This window comes from Pedobacter sp. (genome assembly GCF_035317785.1).
Classification (GTDB): domain Bacteria; phylum Bacteroidota; class Bacteroidia; order Sphingobacteriales; family Sphingobacteriaceae; genus Pedobacter.
Map to the genome: position 1 here is coordinate 1 of NZ_DATHGC010000197.1, position 18,355 is coordinate 18,355.

An 18,355-nucleotide genomic window follows, 5' to 3' on the forward strand; every position below is an offset into this window, starting at 1 on the left:
ATGCTGTTGCCAAGCCCCATACCACCAGCCATAAAGCAACAGCCCTGACCGGATAAATTAAAAGGCTGACTCCCATCAGGATATCCGCTGATCCGATTATCGGCATCAAATGATAAGCCATGTCCTGACCGATGCCGAAGACCGCTAAATAGTTGCACCAAACCGCCTTAGTGATGATACCGAAAGCTCCGTGACCGATAAGGCACATTGCAGAAGCTATACGTAATGTATGATATATTTTTTGCTCCGTTTTCAAGATAATATTTTACCCCGGTTCTATAATAGGGCCCGAATAGGCAGAAACCTTTGCTTCAAATTTTCCTTCAGTAAAAATCCTGATTTCCCCCGGGTTGATATCCGCATCTGGTGTAACGATAAGGCCTTGCCCTTTAAATTGAAATTCGCCTTTTATACTTTTGCCTTCTGTAAATTCAGTGATTTTTATTGTGCCCTCGATACCAATTACAGTTTCGCCCAATTCAGGTGAACTGTAACTTCCTAAAAATTCTCCCTCCTCAGCTGTGTATTCTCCCACCCCATGAAAATCGGCGATGGTAAGCCCGATCTGTTGTGTACCTGAACCACCGATATTGCCAATTATTTGTACCATCGACTGCTCTTTAATATGAAAAGCCAGTACGTTTTGATCTCCCTTGGCTTCTTTCGTCACACCGTCTATTTTAAAGCTGATTTTAGAATCTGACCAATTAGATTGTACCACCTTCTTACAGGAACTGGTTACGAGAATTACTGCCAGCAGCAGAACAGAAAAGCTGAGTTGTTTCATTAGCGTTAATTTGATTTAGATGCGGAAAGATAAGAAAATTCAAAAGAATATAAATAAAAAAATAAGGTGAGATTCAGCAAGATAGAAAGGATAGACACCTGTAGTGAAAATGAAGGAAATAGAATAAATAATATATATTAAATTTATTGCAGCAATATTAAAAACCCTCCTCATGTCTTCATCTAAACCTCAGCAGACTTTACCTTTGATTTGGACAGCCTGCCTGTTATTTTGTTCTACGCTGTCATATGCACAACAGGGCGGTCAGATCTACAAAAAATATTGCGCAGGATGTCACGGTTCAAGCCAGGAAGGTAACTCAGCCACCCCGTTAATCAAAAAGAACTGGGTGCATGGATCTTCAAGCAGTGACATTTTTAAGACCATCAAAGAGGGTGTTCCAAAAACAGAAATGATTGGCTGGGGCAAGATTCTAAAAAACGATGAAATAAAAGCGGTGACAGATTTCATTGTCTCTGCCCAGACAAAGAAACCAGATGCGAAGAAGGTCCTTCCGGCCACTATAACTACCAAAGATTATACGCTGAATGTGGAGAAACTGGTTACCGAAGACCTGCAGACTCCCTGGGGGATTGAATTTGTCAATAAAAATACCGCCTTGATCACGGAAAAATCCGGCAAGTTAAGGTGGCTGGTCAATGGTAAATTAGATCCTGAGCCTATAAAAGGGCTGCCACAGCCCTATTTGCTGAGCAGTACCGCAGGGTTGATGGACATCGCCTTAGATCCCAAATATGCCAGCAACGGCTGGGTATATCTGGCTTACAGCCATACCAATGGCGACAACCAAGATAAATCGGCAAAGGGGATGACCAGGATTGTAAGGGGTAAGATAAAGGGACATAACTGGACAGCCCAGCAAACACTTTTTGAGGTAGCAGATTCTTTGAAAGTGAGCGGTGGTGACCGCTGGGGCTGCAGATTTCTCTTTGACAAACAAGGGCTTTTGTATTTTTCTATAGGAGATATGGGCAGGGCCATGGCTTCACAAGATTTACATTTGCCTACCGGCAAGATTTTCCGCGTCAATACGGACGGTTCTGTGCCTAAAACCAATCCTTTTTTAAACGACCCAAAAGCATTGCCGGCTATATTTTCCATTGGAAACCGTAATGTGGAGGGTATCACCCAGCATCCGGTTACCGGAAAAATCTGGACATCTGAGCACGGACCAAGGGGAGGGGATGAATTAAATATATTAAAGAAAGGTGCCAATTACGGATGGCCTGTGATCACCTATGGCATTGATTATAGCGGTGCAATAATTTCTGATAAGACGCATCAGGAAGGCATGGAGCAGCCCGTTACCCAGTGGACTCCTTCTATAGCAGTTTGCCCGATAGAATTTTGCACAAGCCCCTTGTTTCCTAAATGGAGGAACAATCTTTTTGTGGGCGCACTGGCCTATGAGGAACTACAGAGACTTGTCATAGACAAAGACAAGATTGTCTCAAGGGAAATGATCTTCAAAGGTTATGGGCGTGTAAGGGATATCAAGGCAGGACCGGACGGTGCAGTTTATGTGTTGCTGAACAAGCCGGATATGGTGATCCGCATTACGCCGAAGAGGTAAATCCAATCTTCAATTGCATTCATCTCTTTTAATATTTTTATTGAAATACGCTAGATTGATGAAGTATTTTGAATAAATTAGTTGAAAAGTGTTTCAAAATTATGCTCAGAATATTTAACGCTACCATAAAGATTACCGCAGTTCTTTTTTTCCTCTTTCCGTTTGTAGCTATAGGTCAAAGTAACACAGCATCGGCTCTAAATTCAAGTGCCGTGGGATATAACGCTACAGGTAAATATGACGAGGCTTTGGCCGCTGTCAATGAAGCCATTAAACTGAACCCTGCTCTGGCATATTTGTACATCACCAGGGCGCGCACCTTTAATTTAAAGAAGGACAGGGCCCGCGCAATCGCGGATTATACAGAAGCACTACGGCTGGAGCCTCAAAACCTCACCGCATTAACAGGCAGAGGGTATGCCTATTTTAGCGAGAAGGCATACGACAAATCCATTGAAGACAACAACAAAGCGTTGCAGCTTGACCCCAAAAATCAAATGGCCCTGACCAACCGGGCAGCATCCTACAACAACTCTGGCGATAAAATAAAAGCCCTGGAGGATTTAAGTACGCTCGTAACGCTCGATGCTAAAAACTCTGTACAATGGGCCAAGAGGGGGTCGGTTTACGTAAATATCGCCGAATACCAAAAGGCGATAAATGACCTGAATACTGCCCTGGAACTGAATCCAAAAGACATCAGTTCGCTCAACAACAGAGGCTGGGCATTTGCAAGGACAGGCCAGTATGAACGTTCAGTAACCGACTATAAAACACTGATCGGTCTTGAACCGAAAGAATCAAGAGCATACATCAATATGATGCCATCTTTGATCAGAATGGGTCAGTTTAGCGAGGCAAGGGCAGTTTATAAAGACTACCAGGCAAAAGGATTCACTTCTTACATCACCAATGACGACTGGAAGTTTTTTATCCACTACCTCAGGGCAGCTACCGAACACATTCCCGCCGGACAGTACCAGGAAGCCCTTAGCAGCCTCGATCAGTCCCTAAAAGAATATGGTTCTGAAATTAAAACAGCAAATAAATCCGGATATGCCGATGTACTTGCCTTAAAAGGTTATGTATTAGAAAAGCTGAACCGTGATGGTGAAGCACTCGATGCTTATAACCAGGCAACAGTGATCAACCCAGATCAGCCCGATGTCAGCGAAGCACTTAAACGCCTTGCCCAGAAGCAGGGAGTTGCAAAGCAGAAGGACAATACCCAGCCGGTAATTGAACTGATCAGTCCGCAAATTGCCCGGGGCTTGCAAATCGTAAAGAATGAATCCAAAATTGAGATAGTAGGCAGGGCAAAGGACGAATCAGGAATAAAAAGCATTACCGTAAATGGCGCGCAAGTCCAGAAAGTAGAAGAAGATGGCCTGTTTTTGACCACCATAGCATTAAAGGAAGGTCAAAATACCATCACTGTGATTGCCACAGACAAAAATAACAACACCGGGACCAGGACGTTTCAGCTCAATGCCTCCGTGCCGTCAGTTACCGGGAAAAAAGAGGAAATTGCGATCATTCCTGTAGACGTAAACAAGCCGCCTGTCTTTCACGCCATCCTGATCGCAGCAAATGACTACCAGGACCCAGCCATAGATGACCTGCAAAACCCAACCAGGGATGCAGAATCACTAAAACAGATATTGCAGAGTAACTATACGTTTGAAACCAATAATATTCAGACCGTATATAACAAAACGCGTGAAGAAATCATGCAGGCCATTATTCAGAAAGCGAATTCCCTGGATAACAATGATAACCTGTTAATTTTTTACGCAGGGCATGGTATCGCCGAAAAGGACAAATTTGGTGATGTCGACGGTTACTGGATACCTGCCTCAGCTAAGAAGGGGGTGAGCTCTACCTACATTTCTTCCGATGACATCAACAAAGCCTTGAAACGGAGTAATTCCAAACACATTCTCGTCATCGCTGATGCCTGTTTCAGCGGGGCTTTTACCAGGTCTATCAGCAACGATGCGCCCAAAGAAATACAAGTTCAGTATACTTATCCCAGCCGTAAAATTATGGCCAGCGGCAACATGGAGCCTGTGCCTGACAACAGTAAGTTCATCTATTACCTCAATAAAAACCTAAAAGAAAACAAGGTGAAATACCTGACCGCCAAAGATCTCTTTAATAATTTTTATAAGGCGATTATTAACAACACGGAGACATTTCCCCAATACGCAGCCATAAAAGGTGTTGGTGATGAAGGCGGTGAATTTGTATTTATTATGCGTTGATGAGGAGCTATTTCTTCACTGCATAACCCATATACAAGATATTCATATCGTTGCTTTCTACCAGCAGAAATTTCTCTCCAAGTTCAGCATACGTCCATGTCCCTTTTGCTCTTTTTCGCAAATAACCTAACATTGTCGGAATTGGAACACTTGGAGACGAACCTCTGTGCTCTTTCCAATCCAGGTTGTTTTTGGCCAGTAAGGTTTTTAACTCTTCTGGTTTAATGAACATATCCCAGTTGTGCAGGTTTTGAGGCATAAAAGCCCAGCGTTTCCATTCCTGCCAAATTTTAATGGCTACCAGTTTGCTGACAAAAGTCCGGTTTAACGTATCATAAAAGAATAGTCCGTTGGGTTTTAGTACCCTTGATATTTCTGAAATGACCCTAGGTAAATCCATAACATGCTCCAGTACATCACAGCATACCACACAATCGAAGGATTGATCGGGGTAAGGTAAATTTTCTGCAAACCCCTGTTCGTATTTTATATTTAAGCCGCTTTGTTTAGCATGATTTATGGCAGTATTCATTGAGTTCTCAGAAGGTTCTACGCCTGTTGTTTCAAAGCCTAATTTGCTTATTTCTTCGGTAAGGATTCCTCCTCCTGATCCAACTTCCAAAGCCGTCCTGCCCACTGGGTCTATATTTAACCTGGTAAGCACTTTCTTGAAATAACCGACGCGACATGGGTTAACGCCGGTTTTTAAAAGGTTCAGTACAGAGTCGGGTTTCCACCAGATATCACCATCTGCATTGTAAAGATCGTTGTCTATTTTTCCATAGACTTCCGCTGAGATTTTTTCCATTTTTAGTTTTTATTTATAGTTGAGTGTCTATTCTGAAGATATCAAAAAGAGGGTGGGCATACTGGCCACTCCGCAAATAAGCTGTTCTTGAAGACATATACTAAAACTGGATTTGTGTTTAATCCATTAAAATGGCTTAAATCACTAACATAGGGGTGGTGCATGACAGGTTATTTGGTTTATCCAATATACGAAATATTTAAATCCAGTTACCAAACCAAATACAACTATCATTTTGCTATATTCAATTCCGAATATTTTCTGCTCTTTACGCTTTGCTTGATGACGATTAGCTGCTACGCCCAGCAAGTTATCGCTGACTGATGCCAGGTTAATAGAAATGGGAGATTGAATAAAAATATGAAAAACAGAAAAACCACAATAATATTAATTGTTGTCACAGTAGTTCTCCTGGGTTTGATGCTCAAGAGTGCATTCTTTCAGCCATCAGCCAATGACCTTAAAGCAGGGATTACTGAAGTTGCTATGTATCGAAATGAAAATAATACCGGGCCTGTTCAGTACGTCTTCATTGTGACAGTAAAGGATACACTTTGGGCTGACCTGGAGATCTATGGCAATTACAAACCACATCACAAAGGCGGCAATACCAAGGTCTATTATTTTATGGAAGGCGCAAAGCATCCACTTAAGCCGGGCCCCGGGAAGATAAATTTTGATCCGGCTTTCAATGCAGGATGCATCGCTTTGTATGAAAAGAGCGCAATGGGAAATGTGAATCTCAAGCGGTATCCATTTAACCAGTGAAATTTTCTAACTTGCTAAACCATAAGATATATGGCACCATCAGCGTCTAAAGACTGGCAGTTTCGCCTGCACGAGGTTATCTGCGAATCCAATAACCCTGCGGGGAAAGCATTTGATACAGGCTTGTTATTTGCCATTTTTACCAGCATAGCGGTAGTGATGCTCTATAGCGGCGCTTCACTAATGAGGTAGCTCACTTACCGATACATTGGTGCCTTAATTATTCACATCGTCATTGCTGATACTGCGTTTACTCTTTTTAATGGATTCTTTCAATTTCCCAAACCGATAGCTAAGGCTGGCACCCATCGTGCGGAAGTTCTGCTGGCTGTTGTTCTCCTGATTGAAATTTGGCCCAAAAGATTTTGTGACATTCATCCGGTACCGGATGAAAGGATTGTTGGTGAAAGCAGAAAAACTGAGTTTATCCTTGATGATGTCTTTATTTACGTTAAATGCTGTGCTGACAAAAGCATTTGATTGTTGCTGTACAGTCAGCTCTCCACCGTTCAGATAGAAGCTGCCGCTTACCCGCCAGTCTTTATTCAGGCGCAGCCCTGATGTCATATTACAATAAAACATAAAACCGTGATTTTTGATAGGCTTGCCATTACTGATCCCGTCGGCCCAGCCATGCATCAGACTTCCGTTGACGCTGAGGTTCCAAATCTGGCTCAGCGGGTAGCTGAAATTCACGTTGCCTCCGAGTGCCTTTGCGCCACCGGTGTTTTCAAACCGCGTCCTTGTGATTCCTGTCGTCGCATCATAATTGGACACCTGGAAGATAAGCCCGCGGATCCAGTTGTATCTCAGGCTTACATTCAGGTTACCCTTTTTATTCCAGTCGTAACCAAGCCGAAACTGGTTACCCTTGGTAGGGCGCAGGTCAGGGTTACCAGTCGTTTCAAATATTGGGTTTGAACGGTCTACAAAAGGGTTCAGCTGGTTAATGCCAGGACGCTGAATGCGCTGATTCCAGCCAAAGCTGATCCCGCTGGCTTTAAAGCGACGGCTGATAGCGATTGAAGGCACGATACTAAAATAATCCTGTTTAACCTGGGATGCAGTAGTTACGAAGTCGGCATCAACTACTGTGTTTTCGAAACGGACACCTGCTTTGACAGACCAGTTTTTCAGGTTGTACTGGTAGGAATTATAAGCCGCCAGGATGGATTGGCTGTTGTTAAAGGTGTTGGTTTTAGATGGGTCGATGATGTAACTGTCATTCATATCCCGGGAAAAGTATTTAAAATCGCTTTCATTGGTACGGAAAATCCCCTTTACACCAGCTTCAATACTGAGTGTTTTTACTGGGTATACAAAATCCAGCTGTGCTGTATGTTCACTCATGACACTTTCATTGACCTGCCGGAAGTCGGGCAGGCTGTAATTTGTGCGGTTTGTAAAGAGCTGGCCAGTGTTCTGATCGTTTACGAAACCGTAATAACGGTATGAGGCCGTCAACAACTGGTTCTTGTCCCGGTGAAAGCCTAATTGATAGTTCAAAGCTGCATCCGCACCTGTGCCTGAGTTGCCTTCATCAGTCAGCAAATCGTACTGCTGTAAGATGACAGTGCTGTTTCGCAGTATTGAGTTCTGGAAGAATTCCCCGCTTCCATTACTGCCATTCAGGTTAAATTGTCCGGAGATCAAATTCAGCGAATCAATCTCATAACTCAATTCTGTACCCATGTAGGCAGTTTTATTGTCGCTTTCCCGATCGGCAGTCTGGAAAAGCTCAGAAGGCACGGCATCACTACTGACACGATATATGGTGATCCCTGTCGGCGGCGTATTGGCGAGGCTGGCGCCACCAAATGCAGACAAACCAAATTTACCCGATTTATTAGTAAAAGAGCCGCCAATAGAGGGGCCACCCAAAGGGAAGCGCTCATTCAGGTTGATGTTGCCATTATATCCATTATCTACTGCTTTATTGGTAATGATATTGATGATCCCCGCTAACCCTTCAGCATCATATTTGGAGGATGGGGTAGTGATCACTTCGATCTTTTGGATCGTAGAGGCCGGCATGCTCTTTAGCACATCTTTAGGATTACGTTCCATCATACTTGACGGTTTTCCATTAATAAAAATCCGGTATGCCGAATTTCCGCTCAATTTGATGTTGTCGTCGGCATCGACAGTTAGCAAGGGGACCTTACGCATCATTTCCAGCACGCTGTTAGATTTGCTGTCAGGATCTGCCTGCAGGTCGTAAATAAGACGGTCAGCTTCCTGTTTAATGACCTGGCGCGCCGCCATGACCGCCACAGACTTAAGTTGTGTATTAGAGGCACCAATGGCGATCCTTCCCAGGTCGAGCAATTGAGTTTCCTTATCCAGAGAGATTTCCATGGATTTCATCACATAGCCGACGGATACGAACGTTACTTTGAATTTTCCAGCCGGTAATTTGTCCATCAGGAAACCGCCATCTGTTTTGCTATGCTGTGTTTTTATTGTCTTTTGATCTGCATTTTTCAACGACACAGTGATAAATTCTATCGGCTTCTGTGACGCAGAGTCGATCAGATAACCTTTAACACTATATGTTCCTGGAGTGATCTGTGCAACCGCGGTATAAAAACCTGTGAGACAAGTAATGAAAGTGAGTATAATTTTCTGTTTCATAAGGATACTATTTGGTGATTTGACGCCACCATATAGTAATATGTTACACAAGGATGGTAATTAAACCATGTACTATGTATTGCATATTACCATAGCCAAAGTTTCCTGTATACAGCAAATGAATGCCTATTGGTTTTGCAACCCTTTTTACTACCTTGTAGTATGCATTATCAACGTTTTTATCTGTTTCTCCTTTTGGTGTTGTTCAGCACCTCTGTCGTGGCACAATCTGCCATTTCAACACGGGAGACTGTATCTGGCTGGATTAAATACGATAAAAATCCAGTACTGGGCGGCGACTTTGGGACCATATTTGACATCAGCGTTCTTTCTGAAACCAATGGTTATAGCATGTGGAGTTCCTGGAGACCAAAAAAAAGCATTGCATTGTCTACCAGTGAAAATGGTCTGAAATGGACTGATCCGGTACCAGTCCTTGGCCCAAATCCGGACAATCAATGGGAATCAGACTTGAACCGTCCCTGCGTGATCAAAAAGGGTAATGTTTATCACATGTGGTATACCGGACAGGCAGAGGGAAAATCATGGATTGGTTACGCAACCAGTCCTGATGGAAAAACCTGGACACACAGAAGCAAGACACCGGTACTTTCGGCAGAGCTGGCCTGGGAGAAAACATCGGTAATGTGCCCCAGTGTGATCTGGGATCAAAAAGCCAGAATATACAAAATGTGGTATTCTGGCGGAGAGCAATATGAACCGGATGCAATTGGCTATGCAACCAGCACCGATGGGATCAACTGGAAAAAAATAGCAAAAGATCCCATCTTCAGTCATGATCCTTTGAATAAATGGGAACAGGCAAAGGTTACGGCCTGCCAGGTCATTAAAGAAAAAGATCATTACCTGATGTTTTATATCGGATTTCGGGATGTTGATTATGCCCAGATCGGCATCGCAAGGTCTCCGGACGGCATACACAATTGGGAAAGGCATCCGCAAAATCCCATCATCAGGCCAGGTAATGGATGGGATTCCAGTGCGGTTTACAAGCCTTATGCCATTTACGACGGGAAACAATGGCTCTTGTGGTATAACGGAAGGAAAGATGGGAAGGAACAAATCGGGGTTGTCCTGCATAAAGGTAAGGACCTGGGATTTAACAAATAAAAGCTAGTTCATGATCAGGTACCTCTTATTTTTTGCCCTTATATTCGGTTTTAGGAGCCCTTTACTGGCGCAGCAGGTCTTAAAAACCAATGACTTTAAGCATTATGTCGAGGGCTTTAATCAGGGGGATGAGGAATATTATCACAATTTTATTGGTAATAACGAGAGCTGGGCATTTATGTCTGCCAATATCCCGCTTTTGGACTGCCCGGATAAGGACATAGAGCGAACGTATTACTTTAGGTGGTGGACGTATAGAAAACACATCAAAAAAACGCCTGAAGGTTATGTGATCACTGAATTTCTGCCGGATGTACCCTGGTCCGGCAAATACAATACGATCAGTTGCCCTGCTGCCTTACATTTCTATGAAGGCCGCTGGCTGCGTGACCATGCTTACCTAAACGATTATGCACAATTTTGGTTTAAAGGAGGAGGCAACCCCAGGCTGTATAGTTTTTGGGCAGCCGATGCCATTTACAAACAATACCTTGTCAGCGGTGATCCGGCAAATGCGGGGCAGTTATTACCGGATCTCATCAGCAACTATTCCAGCTGGGAAAAAGAAAAATTGGATGCCAATGGTTTATTCTGGCAGGTGGACGACCGGGATGGAATGGAGGTTTCTGTTTGCGGAAGCGGATACAGGCCTACCATCAATTCGTATATGTATGGTGATGCAGTCGCCATCAGCAAAATCGCGGGCAAAAGGGGACAAAGCGCTGTTTCAAATATTTACAGGCAAAAAGCAGAACAGCTCAAAAGCAAGGTGCAGGGAGAGCTTTGGGACAACAGTGCGAATTTTTTTAAAGTGAAATCCAAACAGCCGGGCTCGGTTCTTTGCGATGCGAGGGAACTTCTGGGTTATACCCCCTGGTACTTTAATATGCCTGATGCCGGGTATTCCCGGGCATGGCAGTACCTTATCGATAGTAACTATTTTAAAGCCCCTTATGGCCCTGCAAGTGTTGCTCGTAACCATCCGGGATTTAAATTGTCTTACGAGGGGCATGAATGTCAGTGGAATGGACCAAGCTGGCCATACTCAACTTCAATCACGTTAACTGCCATGGCTAATTTGCTGAATAATTACAGCCAGCGTGTCGTTGGTCGCAATGATTATTATGAGTTGTTAAAGACGTATGCAGTCAGCCAGCAATTGAAGACTGAGGATGGGAAGCTTGTGCCCTGGATAGATGAAAATCTTAACCCACTTACCGGCGACTGGATTTCGCGTACGCGGCTAAAGACCTGGGCAAATGGTACCTGGGCTAAAGACAAGGGGGGTGTGGAGCGCGGGAAGGATTATAACCATTCCACATTCTGTGATCTGATCATTTCGGGATTGATCGGACTGCGGCCCTCGGAAGGCAAGCAGCTGGTTATAAACCCACTTTTACCGGAAGGTAAATGGGATTATTTCTGCCTGGATAAAATATCATACCATGGAAAAGAGATCACCGTTTTGTATGATAGGTTTGGAACGAGGTATAAAAAAGGAAAAGGCTTTATGGTTTGGGTCAATGGGGAAAAGCAGGCATCTTCCAGCGTACTTAAAAAAGTGGTGGTTAATTTATAATACAAGTTTCATTGGGATTATCCTGCTATACAAGATCATTAAGTAAGTTATCTTTACTACAGCGATGAACATCAGCGCTTTGATCTATATTAATAAATACCCATAAAGAGGTATTGTACGATCTGGATCTTGAGATTATTTTAGCTGAAAACATCAGGATCATGAATCTCACTAAAACAATATTATTTATCTTTATTGCTGTAGCCACTATTTTCTTTGCCTGCAAAAAGAACAAAGAAAATATAGAACAAAAAGCGCAGGAAGAAGACAACACTGCCGCAAAACACAACAACGGGATTCTGCCGGGTGCGGGAAACTTCTTTATTTCAAAATCATTTTTACCCGGTCAGGCCACACAATTGATTGCGAAACTGGCATATAATGGTGATTCAGTATTCTATTTCGGAAGTTCGAATGCGGAAGCGAAAATAACCCGGCTGCATACCGTGATGGTGTCGAAGGGAGCGGGGAAATATTTTGTAACAGAATATGGCGACGACAATGCCTCTACAATATCCTATCACATACGAAATGGCGTAAAAGACCAATTGGTTGCAAAAACTACTTTATTTAGTGCAACCATGAAAGAGATTTCATTGCTGAATTATGATTGGGTGAATGGTACCAGCGAATTGCTTGCTGCAGTGACCTATAAGGATAATATCCCTGTAAAGACATCCGCTGTAAAAAGTTCAGGCAGTGCAAAAACAAGTGCCGCAGCAACCAGTTCGGTAAACACCTGGACGAAAGATTGTGGTACACCAGCGCCTGAGAATGAGAGCGATCAGGATAAGTTTCTCTATAACTCTCTGCAGCACATACAATGCAATGGCACTCATCCGATCAACGAACCCTGGCTTGTACTGGACGGGAAGGTTAAAGACTTGCCAAAGACAGATGACATAGTGGCCAAATTTACCGATCTTAAAAATAGCGGCGAGTCATTTACCTCTATATTTTCCAAAATGAAGTCGGCCATCAATCAGCTCATGCCGACCATGGGTACATTTGATCAAATGGTATGGTTACAAAAGTTATTGAAAAAATTTGAGGCTGACAATCAAATTAAGGGTCTGCTTAAGCTTTCAGAAGCAAATTCCGATCTGGTTTATCAGGAAGGGGTGGACAAATATGTAAAGGTTGTCCTCAGTCTTACGGATCCAAACACTGATATGCCTCACAAATTATATAGTGGGCTGACTACGGTCACACTTAAGAAAGGAAACACTATAGTTTATGATGAAATTGAGTATACCAGCAAAGTAGATGGCAATGCTACCTTCCTGATCAATATTGCTGACATTCCGGAACTGGAATCTACGTCGAAGTTAACAGGGGAATACGGTTTTAAAAACCAACCCGGAAAAAACACGTTTGAAGTCAGTTTAAAATGGATAGTTCCTGTTATTTCTATTTATTCTGGACAAAACCAGGATGGTGAGTATGGTAAAAAGATCAAGAATCCATTGGTTATAAAAATAGTCGACAGCGAAGGAAATCCTGTAAACAAATGGCCGGTGAGTTGGTCTGTTAAAAGTGGCAATGGCTTCATTGCCTCGGATACGGAAACGAACGCATCGGGACTGGCAGAAGCAAGCTGGACGCTGGGTGGATCGGGTGAACAGGAAATTGAGGCGACAGCCAAAAGTAAAGATGGTTCGGCTATTCCCAATTCGACAGTTGGCTTCAAAGCGGTTATGCCTTGTTCCCAGTCGCTTGCCCCGGTTATCAATGACATTTCATTCAAGTGTAACGCTGCGGGTGAATACGGAATTTATGTTTCATTTACCTCAGCAGGTTCCGATTTGATGGTGGGCGGCGGGTCCGGTACATGTGATCTCAAACAGAACTGTTATCCCGCGCGTTTATTAATCAGGGATTCGTTTGGAGATAGTCCGGATTTTAGTGTGGCAGCGAATTCCTACTATGTGAAACTTTTTTCGGGAACATTAAGAGAGGGTGTTCTGGAATTTAGAATGAGCTACACCGGTAACTGTATTCCTGGTAAAAGTGCCAGGGAAGCCTTCGATTATTATTACTCGCGTTTTTCGTGGAAGGTTCAGGTGATGAATCAATGTAACAAGCGTTCAGCAGAAGTTTCTTTCTAACTTCACATACTCTAAAACGTTAAAGCTTTCTATTTTACCTGCGCACGAAGAGCTTATTGGCGGTGATCACGCATCAACATAGGAAGGAGTCGGCCTTATAATTAATCAAGTAAAATAATTCTTTAGTTGCAACAACTAATTTTTTAGCTGATATTGGTCATAAAAATAGTTGATGGATATAAAAGATTTAACCAAGGTAGAGAGTCAGTTGATGCAGGTGCTTTGGAAATTAAATAAAGCATTTGTCAAGGAAATCATCAATGAGCTACCTGAGCCCAAACCCGCGTATAGTACCGTTTCTACCATTATCAGAATATTAGAAAATAAGGGCGTCATTAGTTATGAAGCTTTTGGCAAAACCCATCGTTATTATCCGCTTATTACAAAAGAAGAATATATGCGTTACGAAGCGGATAAGCTTCTGGGTAACTATTTTTCGAATTCCGTGCAGGATATGTTTTCTTTTTTCGTTCGTGAAAAGAAAATCGACTTAAAAGATGCGGAAGAATTGCTAAAAATGATTGATAAAATTAAAGACTAAACCGATGGAAACTCAGCTTTACTTTTTCTGGTCGAGCATTTCGCTGACGATATTTTACCTGTTTTACATGGTGCTGCTCAAACGCGAAACTTTTTTTCAGTGGAATAGAATTTACTTGCTATCCGCACTATGTGTGTCGATGGTGCTTCCTTTGATAGATTTTTCCACCTTAATTGCACTGCCAAAAACAGAATTGATAAATTCGACATTATCAGTCATTGGTAGTGGAAAACTGGCGATTGTAACCGAACAGGAATTCAACTGGTTACCTGTCATCTACTGGATTGGTGTAATGTTTACTGCAGCTTTGTTACTGATGAAACTTTCGGGTGTAAAAAAACAAATGAAATTACCGGAAAAGGGAAGCGCCTTTTCGTTTTGGAGGACAAAAGTAATCGACCAGGGGCTTGCTGATTTTGTCGCGATTGATGCCCATGAAAACGTACATGTAAAACAGCTTCATACACTAGATGTAATATTGATTGAACTGGTTAGGGTTTTCTTTTGGTTCAATCCGCTAATTTATTGTTACCGTAGCAGTTTAAAGGTTATCCACGAATACCTAGCTGATGAACATGCTGCGAACTTTACAGGAAGCAAGAAACAATATGCGATGGTCCTCTTTTTACAGAATTTTAAAGCCGGATCAGCTTTGACGAATACCTTTTACAATCCGTCATTACTGGAAGTCAGGATCAGGATGCTGCAACGCAAAAAATCTAATACCTATCGCTTGTGGAAATACGCCTTGTGTATGCCATTGATCGGTTTGATGGCGGTCATGTGCTCATTCAGTGCTTCAGATTTTATTAGTGGCGGCACGAACAAAATTGATCAGGCAGCGAGTTTCCCAGGCGGATTTGAAGCCTTCAGTAAGTATTTGATTAAAACCGCTAGAAAAGTTTCCAATAAAGACGGGAAGGTGCAGGTGAGTTTCACTGTAGAGACCAATGGAGAAGTTACCAATGAAAAGGTCCAAAATAGTTTGGATGAAGCAAGCGATAAAGAAGCATTAAGGGTCATTAAATTGAGTCCGAAGTGGGAACCAGCCTTGCAGAATGGAAAAAAAGTACGCTCAGCTTATCAAATTGGCATAAATTTTCAATCTGATTATCAGATAAATAGGTGATACATTTAAGTATTTAGTTGTTATATCTAATTTATTAGTTGTATGACTAAGTAATTAGTTATATGTTTGGGTTGTTCAAATTTATCCAAACATTATGCTTGCTTCAATTCTCAAATCCGCCCGATTTTATTCCTGTTTAGGTTTCGCTTTACTCTTCAGCACGATAGCTGTTGATGCCCAGCAAAAACATGGCAAAGTTACCGGTGAAGTAGTGGATGAAAATAGCGCTGCGCTTCCATTTGCACAGGCGACTTTAAAAAATAGCCGGGATTCCAGCACTGTTAAAGTTGTGTTTGCTGATGACAAGGGACACTTTGCATTCGAAATTCCTGCGGGCAAATATTTGATCGAGCTGAAGATGATGGGGTACGCCGCAGTTTATTCGAAAGTTTTCGATATTGCTACTGCCCGGACTGAATCACTCGGCGTTATCCGGCTTAAACCGGTTGCGAGACAACTGGCCGCCGTAAACATTTCTGCACCCCTTCCATTCGTAGAAAGAAGGGCTGATAAACTTATCGTTAACCTGAATGGAATGGGCTCGGGTGCGTCAATAATGGAGGTAATGAACCAATTTCCCGGTGTAGCCGTGACACCAGATGACCGGATTAGCTTAAATGGGAAATCAGTCCAGATTTATATCGATGGAAAAGCCACCACCCTTTCTGGCGAAGCATTGACCGGCTTGTTAAAAGGTATGTCTTCATCGGCCATTCAAAAAGTAGAACTCATTGCTCAACCATCTGCCAAATACGATGCTGCCGGAAATGGTGCCATCATTAATATCATCCGCAAACGCAATTATAAAGCCGGATTGAACGGCAATATCTATGCTGGCGGTGGGAAAGGGACATTTGGAAAAGCGAATGGCGGCATGAACCTAAATTACAAAGGAGAAGTTTATAATTTACTATTAAACCTGGACTACAATTACAATGATTATTTTTACAACATTTACATTGCTTCCACCTTCCTTGATGCCAACAGAACAACAATCGGCCAATCTGTCTCTGATATTCAAAGCACCAGAACCAATTCCAATTATACACCTAACCTGGGTGTAGACTTCTACCTTTCTAAAGGCACTACCTTGTCTGCTTCAGTTAAACCTAGATTTCAAACCTTTAACCGTAATGGCGTTGCTAATATTTATAATGCTGATCAGGCAGGAAATGTCATTGCGCAATCCCGGTTTATCAATCTGGTTGGTATTTGTGCCACCAATTTCTCTTCAGGATTGCGCCTGCAACATAAATTTGATACTGCAGGACGAGAACTAACTGTCGATTTAGATTATTACCGTAATGGAAACTATAACGATCAAGATAATCGAGCCCTCACGTTCAATCCCATTTCAGATCTGCCAAGTGTGGTCGCACAGGACCGTGTTTTTGATGTATATGCATTCAAAATGGATTATACTCATCCATTAAAAAATGACCACCAATTAGAAATGGGCACGAAAACAAGTTATGTCAATTCTGGAAATTCTAATTTTTATCAGGATATGGCTAGTCAGCAAACCGATCTATTCGCTTATAAAGAAAGTATCTCCGCGCTCTATTTAACTTATGGTCGTACTGGCAAAAAGTTCTCGTATCAGTTAGGCATAAGAGGCGAATATACGCATGGCCAAGGTGAGCAGCAATTTGGAACAAACCGTTTTACGAGGAACTACTTCCAACCATTTCCATCACTACATTTTGATTATAAACTTAGTAAAAACCACAACCTCACATTAGGGCTCAACAAAAGAATAGAACGTCCGGGTTATGAGAGTTTAAACCCGCTGGTACGCATCATTAGCAGTAACAATTTACAACAGGGAAATCCAGCACTTCAACCTGTAATTGCCTATAACGCCGACACGTGGTATGGCTATAAAAATGCATTGCTCTTCGGTCTTACTTACAGTCATAGTGTTGATGATTTTACCAGTCTCTCTGTTCCGCTAAATGACGGTATCATTTCTACATTGCCTGGCAATGCCAATTATAGCGATTATTTCACACTGCAGGGCATATACGGCAAACAAGTGCTGCCACGGTGGTATACGAGTACGAATGCTATTTTATCGAAACGATCTTTTAAAGGTGAATTTAATGGCATTTTACTACAGAGCGATGGCATTCCCAGTATTTCGGCAACTTCATTCAATAGTTTCTCGCTCAGTAGGAACTTTTCTTTGATGTTTCTCTTCGGTTACAATGGCAAAAATATGGACCGTACGATTACCAACCAAGCCTTCGCCTATTTAACTGCGGGTGTCAGGCAGCAGTTTTTAAATAAACGTGCTTCCGCGCAACTGAGCGTTGTTGATCTATTTAAATCATACCGGAATTACTACCAACAAAACAGTGGAGCTGTACAGCAATTGTGGCGCAACCGGTTTGAAACCAGAATGGTGAAATTGAACTTCAGTTATAATTTTGGGGGAACAATAAAAAATACTAAAAAGAGTAATGGCGCAGAAGATGAAAGGAAACGAAGTACTTTAAACGAAAATTAATTCTTACAGACTCCTATAGTAGTTCGTCATGCAGATTGAAATTGTAGCGTTCTAAATACATTTGGCCTGAAAACGGCAAATTTTATTTATCATTGACGCTGATTTCTGACAAATTTCATAAGCAACGAACTTTCCATTTGGTCAATTCACCTTGCCTGAAGCCAATCAACGCAGCGGCGATGGGCGTAAGAACAGAGACTTTCTGCTTGTTTTCAAACTTTTATAGATTTTCTATCTCAGTAACGGTAAGTTCTGTCAATTCTGCTATTTTTTCTGCATTGAATCCTTCGGCCTTTAATTTAATGGCCACGGTTACTGCTTTTTCATGAATACCCTTGACTTGACCTCTCGCTTCGCCTAGGGCCTCACCAATAGCCCTTCCTTTTTCTTCGCCCATCTCCTTTGCTGTTTCCAGGACACTGTAATAGTCCCATCTTTGTTTAGTTTTAGCGCTTATCATATTCTTTTCGGTTTTAGTTAAATTCATATACCTGGCTGCTTCG

At 42.4% G+C, this 18,355-nt stretch carries 14 protein-coding genes and 1 pseudogene; 10 read left to right on the forward strand and 5 right to left on the reverse strand.

What is annotated here, in order from left to right; genetic code table 11:
* On the reverse strand, positions 1 to 256 hold a 256-nt coding region (locus VK541_RS11990), incomplete at its 3' end, for a hypothetical protein (RefSeq protein ID WP_324370348.1).
* Positions 257 to 265: 9 nt separating this feature from the next.
* The gene (locus VK541_RS11995) at positions 266 to 787 is read right to left on the reverse strand and encodes a hypothetical protein (RefSeq protein ID WP_324370350.1); all 522 of its coding nucleotides are present in this window, start codon (positions 785 to 787) and stop codon (positions 266 to 268) included.
* Positions 788 to 959: 172 nt separating this feature from the next.
* Between VK541_RS11995 and VK541_RS12000 the strand changes: the two genes are divergently transcribed.
* Together VK541_RS12000 and VK541_RS12005 are read left to right on the forward strand one after the other, a co-directional pair.
* Positions 960 to 2,381, forward strand: a complete 1,422-nt coding sequence (locus VK541_RS12000) for a PQQ-dependent sugar dehydrogenase (RefSeq protein ID WP_324370352.1) — start codon at positions 960 to 962, stop codon at positions 2,379 to 2,381.
* A 101-nt stretch (positions 2,382 to 2,482) separates the two neighbouring features.
* A complete protein-coding gene (locus tag VK541_RS12005) occupies positions 2,483 to 4,645 on the forward strand; it encodes a tetratricopeptide repeat protein (RefSeq protein WP_324370354.1) in 2,163 nt (720 codons plus the stop codon).
* Positions 4,646 to 4,652: 7 nt separating this feature from the next.
* Here VK541_RS12005 and ubiG read toward each other — a convergent pair whose 3' ends face one another.
* Positions 4,653 to 5,453, reverse strand: coding sequence for a bifunctional 2-polyprenyl-6-hydroxyphenol methylase/3-demethylubiquinol 3-O-methyltransferase UbiG (gene ubiG / locus VK541_RS12010; RefSeq protein ID WP_324370356.1), 801 nt, complete (start codon positions 5,451 to 5,453; stop codon positions 4,653 to 4,655).
* A gap of 360 nt (positions 5,454 to 5,813) precedes the next feature.
* Here ubiG and VK541_RS12015 point away from each other — a divergent pair, with 360 nt between their 5' ends.
* Both VK541_RS12015 and VK541_RS12020 read left to right on the forward strand, forming a co-directional pair.
* Entirely contained in the window at positions 5,814 to 6,221 is a 408-nt protein-coding gene (locus VK541_RS12015) for a hypothetical protein (protein WP_324370358.1), read from the forward strand.
* 30 nt (positions 6,222 to 6,251) lie between these two features.
* Positions 6,252 to 6,413 carry a hypothetical protein gene (locus VK541_RS12020; protein ID WP_324370360.1) on the forward strand — a complete coding sequence of 54 codons (162 nt, stop codon included), beginning with the start codon at positions 6,252 to 6,254 and terminating at the stop codon, positions 6,411 to 6,413.
* Positions 6,414 to 6,437: 24 nt separating this feature from the next.
* Here the strand turns inward: VK541_RS12020 and VK541_RS12025 are convergent, their stop codons facing one another.
* A complete protein-coding gene (locus VK541_RS12025; RefSeq protein WP_324370362.1) occupies positions 6,438 to 8,855 on the reverse strand; it encodes an outer membrane beta-barrel protein in 2,418 nt (805 codons plus the stop codon).
* Between the two features lie 162 nt (positions 8,856 to 9,017).
* Between VK541_RS12025 and VK541_RS12030 the strand changes: the two genes are divergently transcribed.
* From VK541_RS12030 to VK541_RS12055, 6 genes are all read left to right on the forward strand, one after another.
* Entirely contained in the window at positions 9,018 to 9,986 is a 969-nt protein-coding gene (locus VK541_RS12030; protein WP_324370364.1) for a hypothetical protein, read from the forward strand.
* Positions 9,987 to 9,996: 10 nt separating this feature from the next.
* Complete coding sequence (locus VK541_RS12035; protein WP_324370366.1) at positions 9,997 to 11,565, forward strand: MGH1-like glycoside hydrolase domain-containing protein; 1,569 nt, start codon at positions 9,997 to 9,999, stop codon at positions 11,563 to 11,565.
* Positions 11,566 to 11,726: 161 nt separating this feature from the next.
* Positions 11,727 to 13,673: an Ig-like domain-containing protein gene (locus tag VK541_RS12040; protein WP_324370368.1), complete on the forward strand. Its 1,947-nt coding sequence runs from the start codon at positions 11,727 to 11,729 to the stop codon at positions 13,671 to 13,673.
* Positions 13,674 to 13,845: 172 nt separating this feature from the next.
* Entirely contained in the window at positions 13,846 to 14,214 is a 369-nt protein-coding gene (locus VK541_RS12045) for a BlaI/MecI/CopY family transcriptional regulator (protein WP_324370370.1), read from the forward strand.
* A gap of 4 nt (positions 14,215 to 14,218) precedes the next feature.
* Entirely contained in the window at positions 14,219 to 15,343 is a 1,125-nt protein-coding gene (locus VK541_RS12050) for a M56 family metallopeptidase (protein WP_324370372.1), read from the forward strand.
* 94 nt (positions 15,344 to 15,437) lie between these two features.
* Positions 15,438 to 17,852 carry an outer membrane beta-barrel family protein gene (locus VK541_RS12055; protein WP_324370374.1) on the forward strand — a complete coding sequence of 805 codons (2,415 nt, stop codon included), beginning with the start codon at positions 15,438 to 15,440 and terminating at the stop codon, positions 17,850 to 17,852.
* 220 nt (positions 17,853 to 18,072) lie between these two features.
* Here the strand turns inward: VK541_RS12055 and VK541_RS12060 are convergent.
* Positions 18,073 to 18,355 (reverse strand): annotated as a pseudogene (locus VK541_RS12060) (hypothetical protein); the annotation flags it as partial.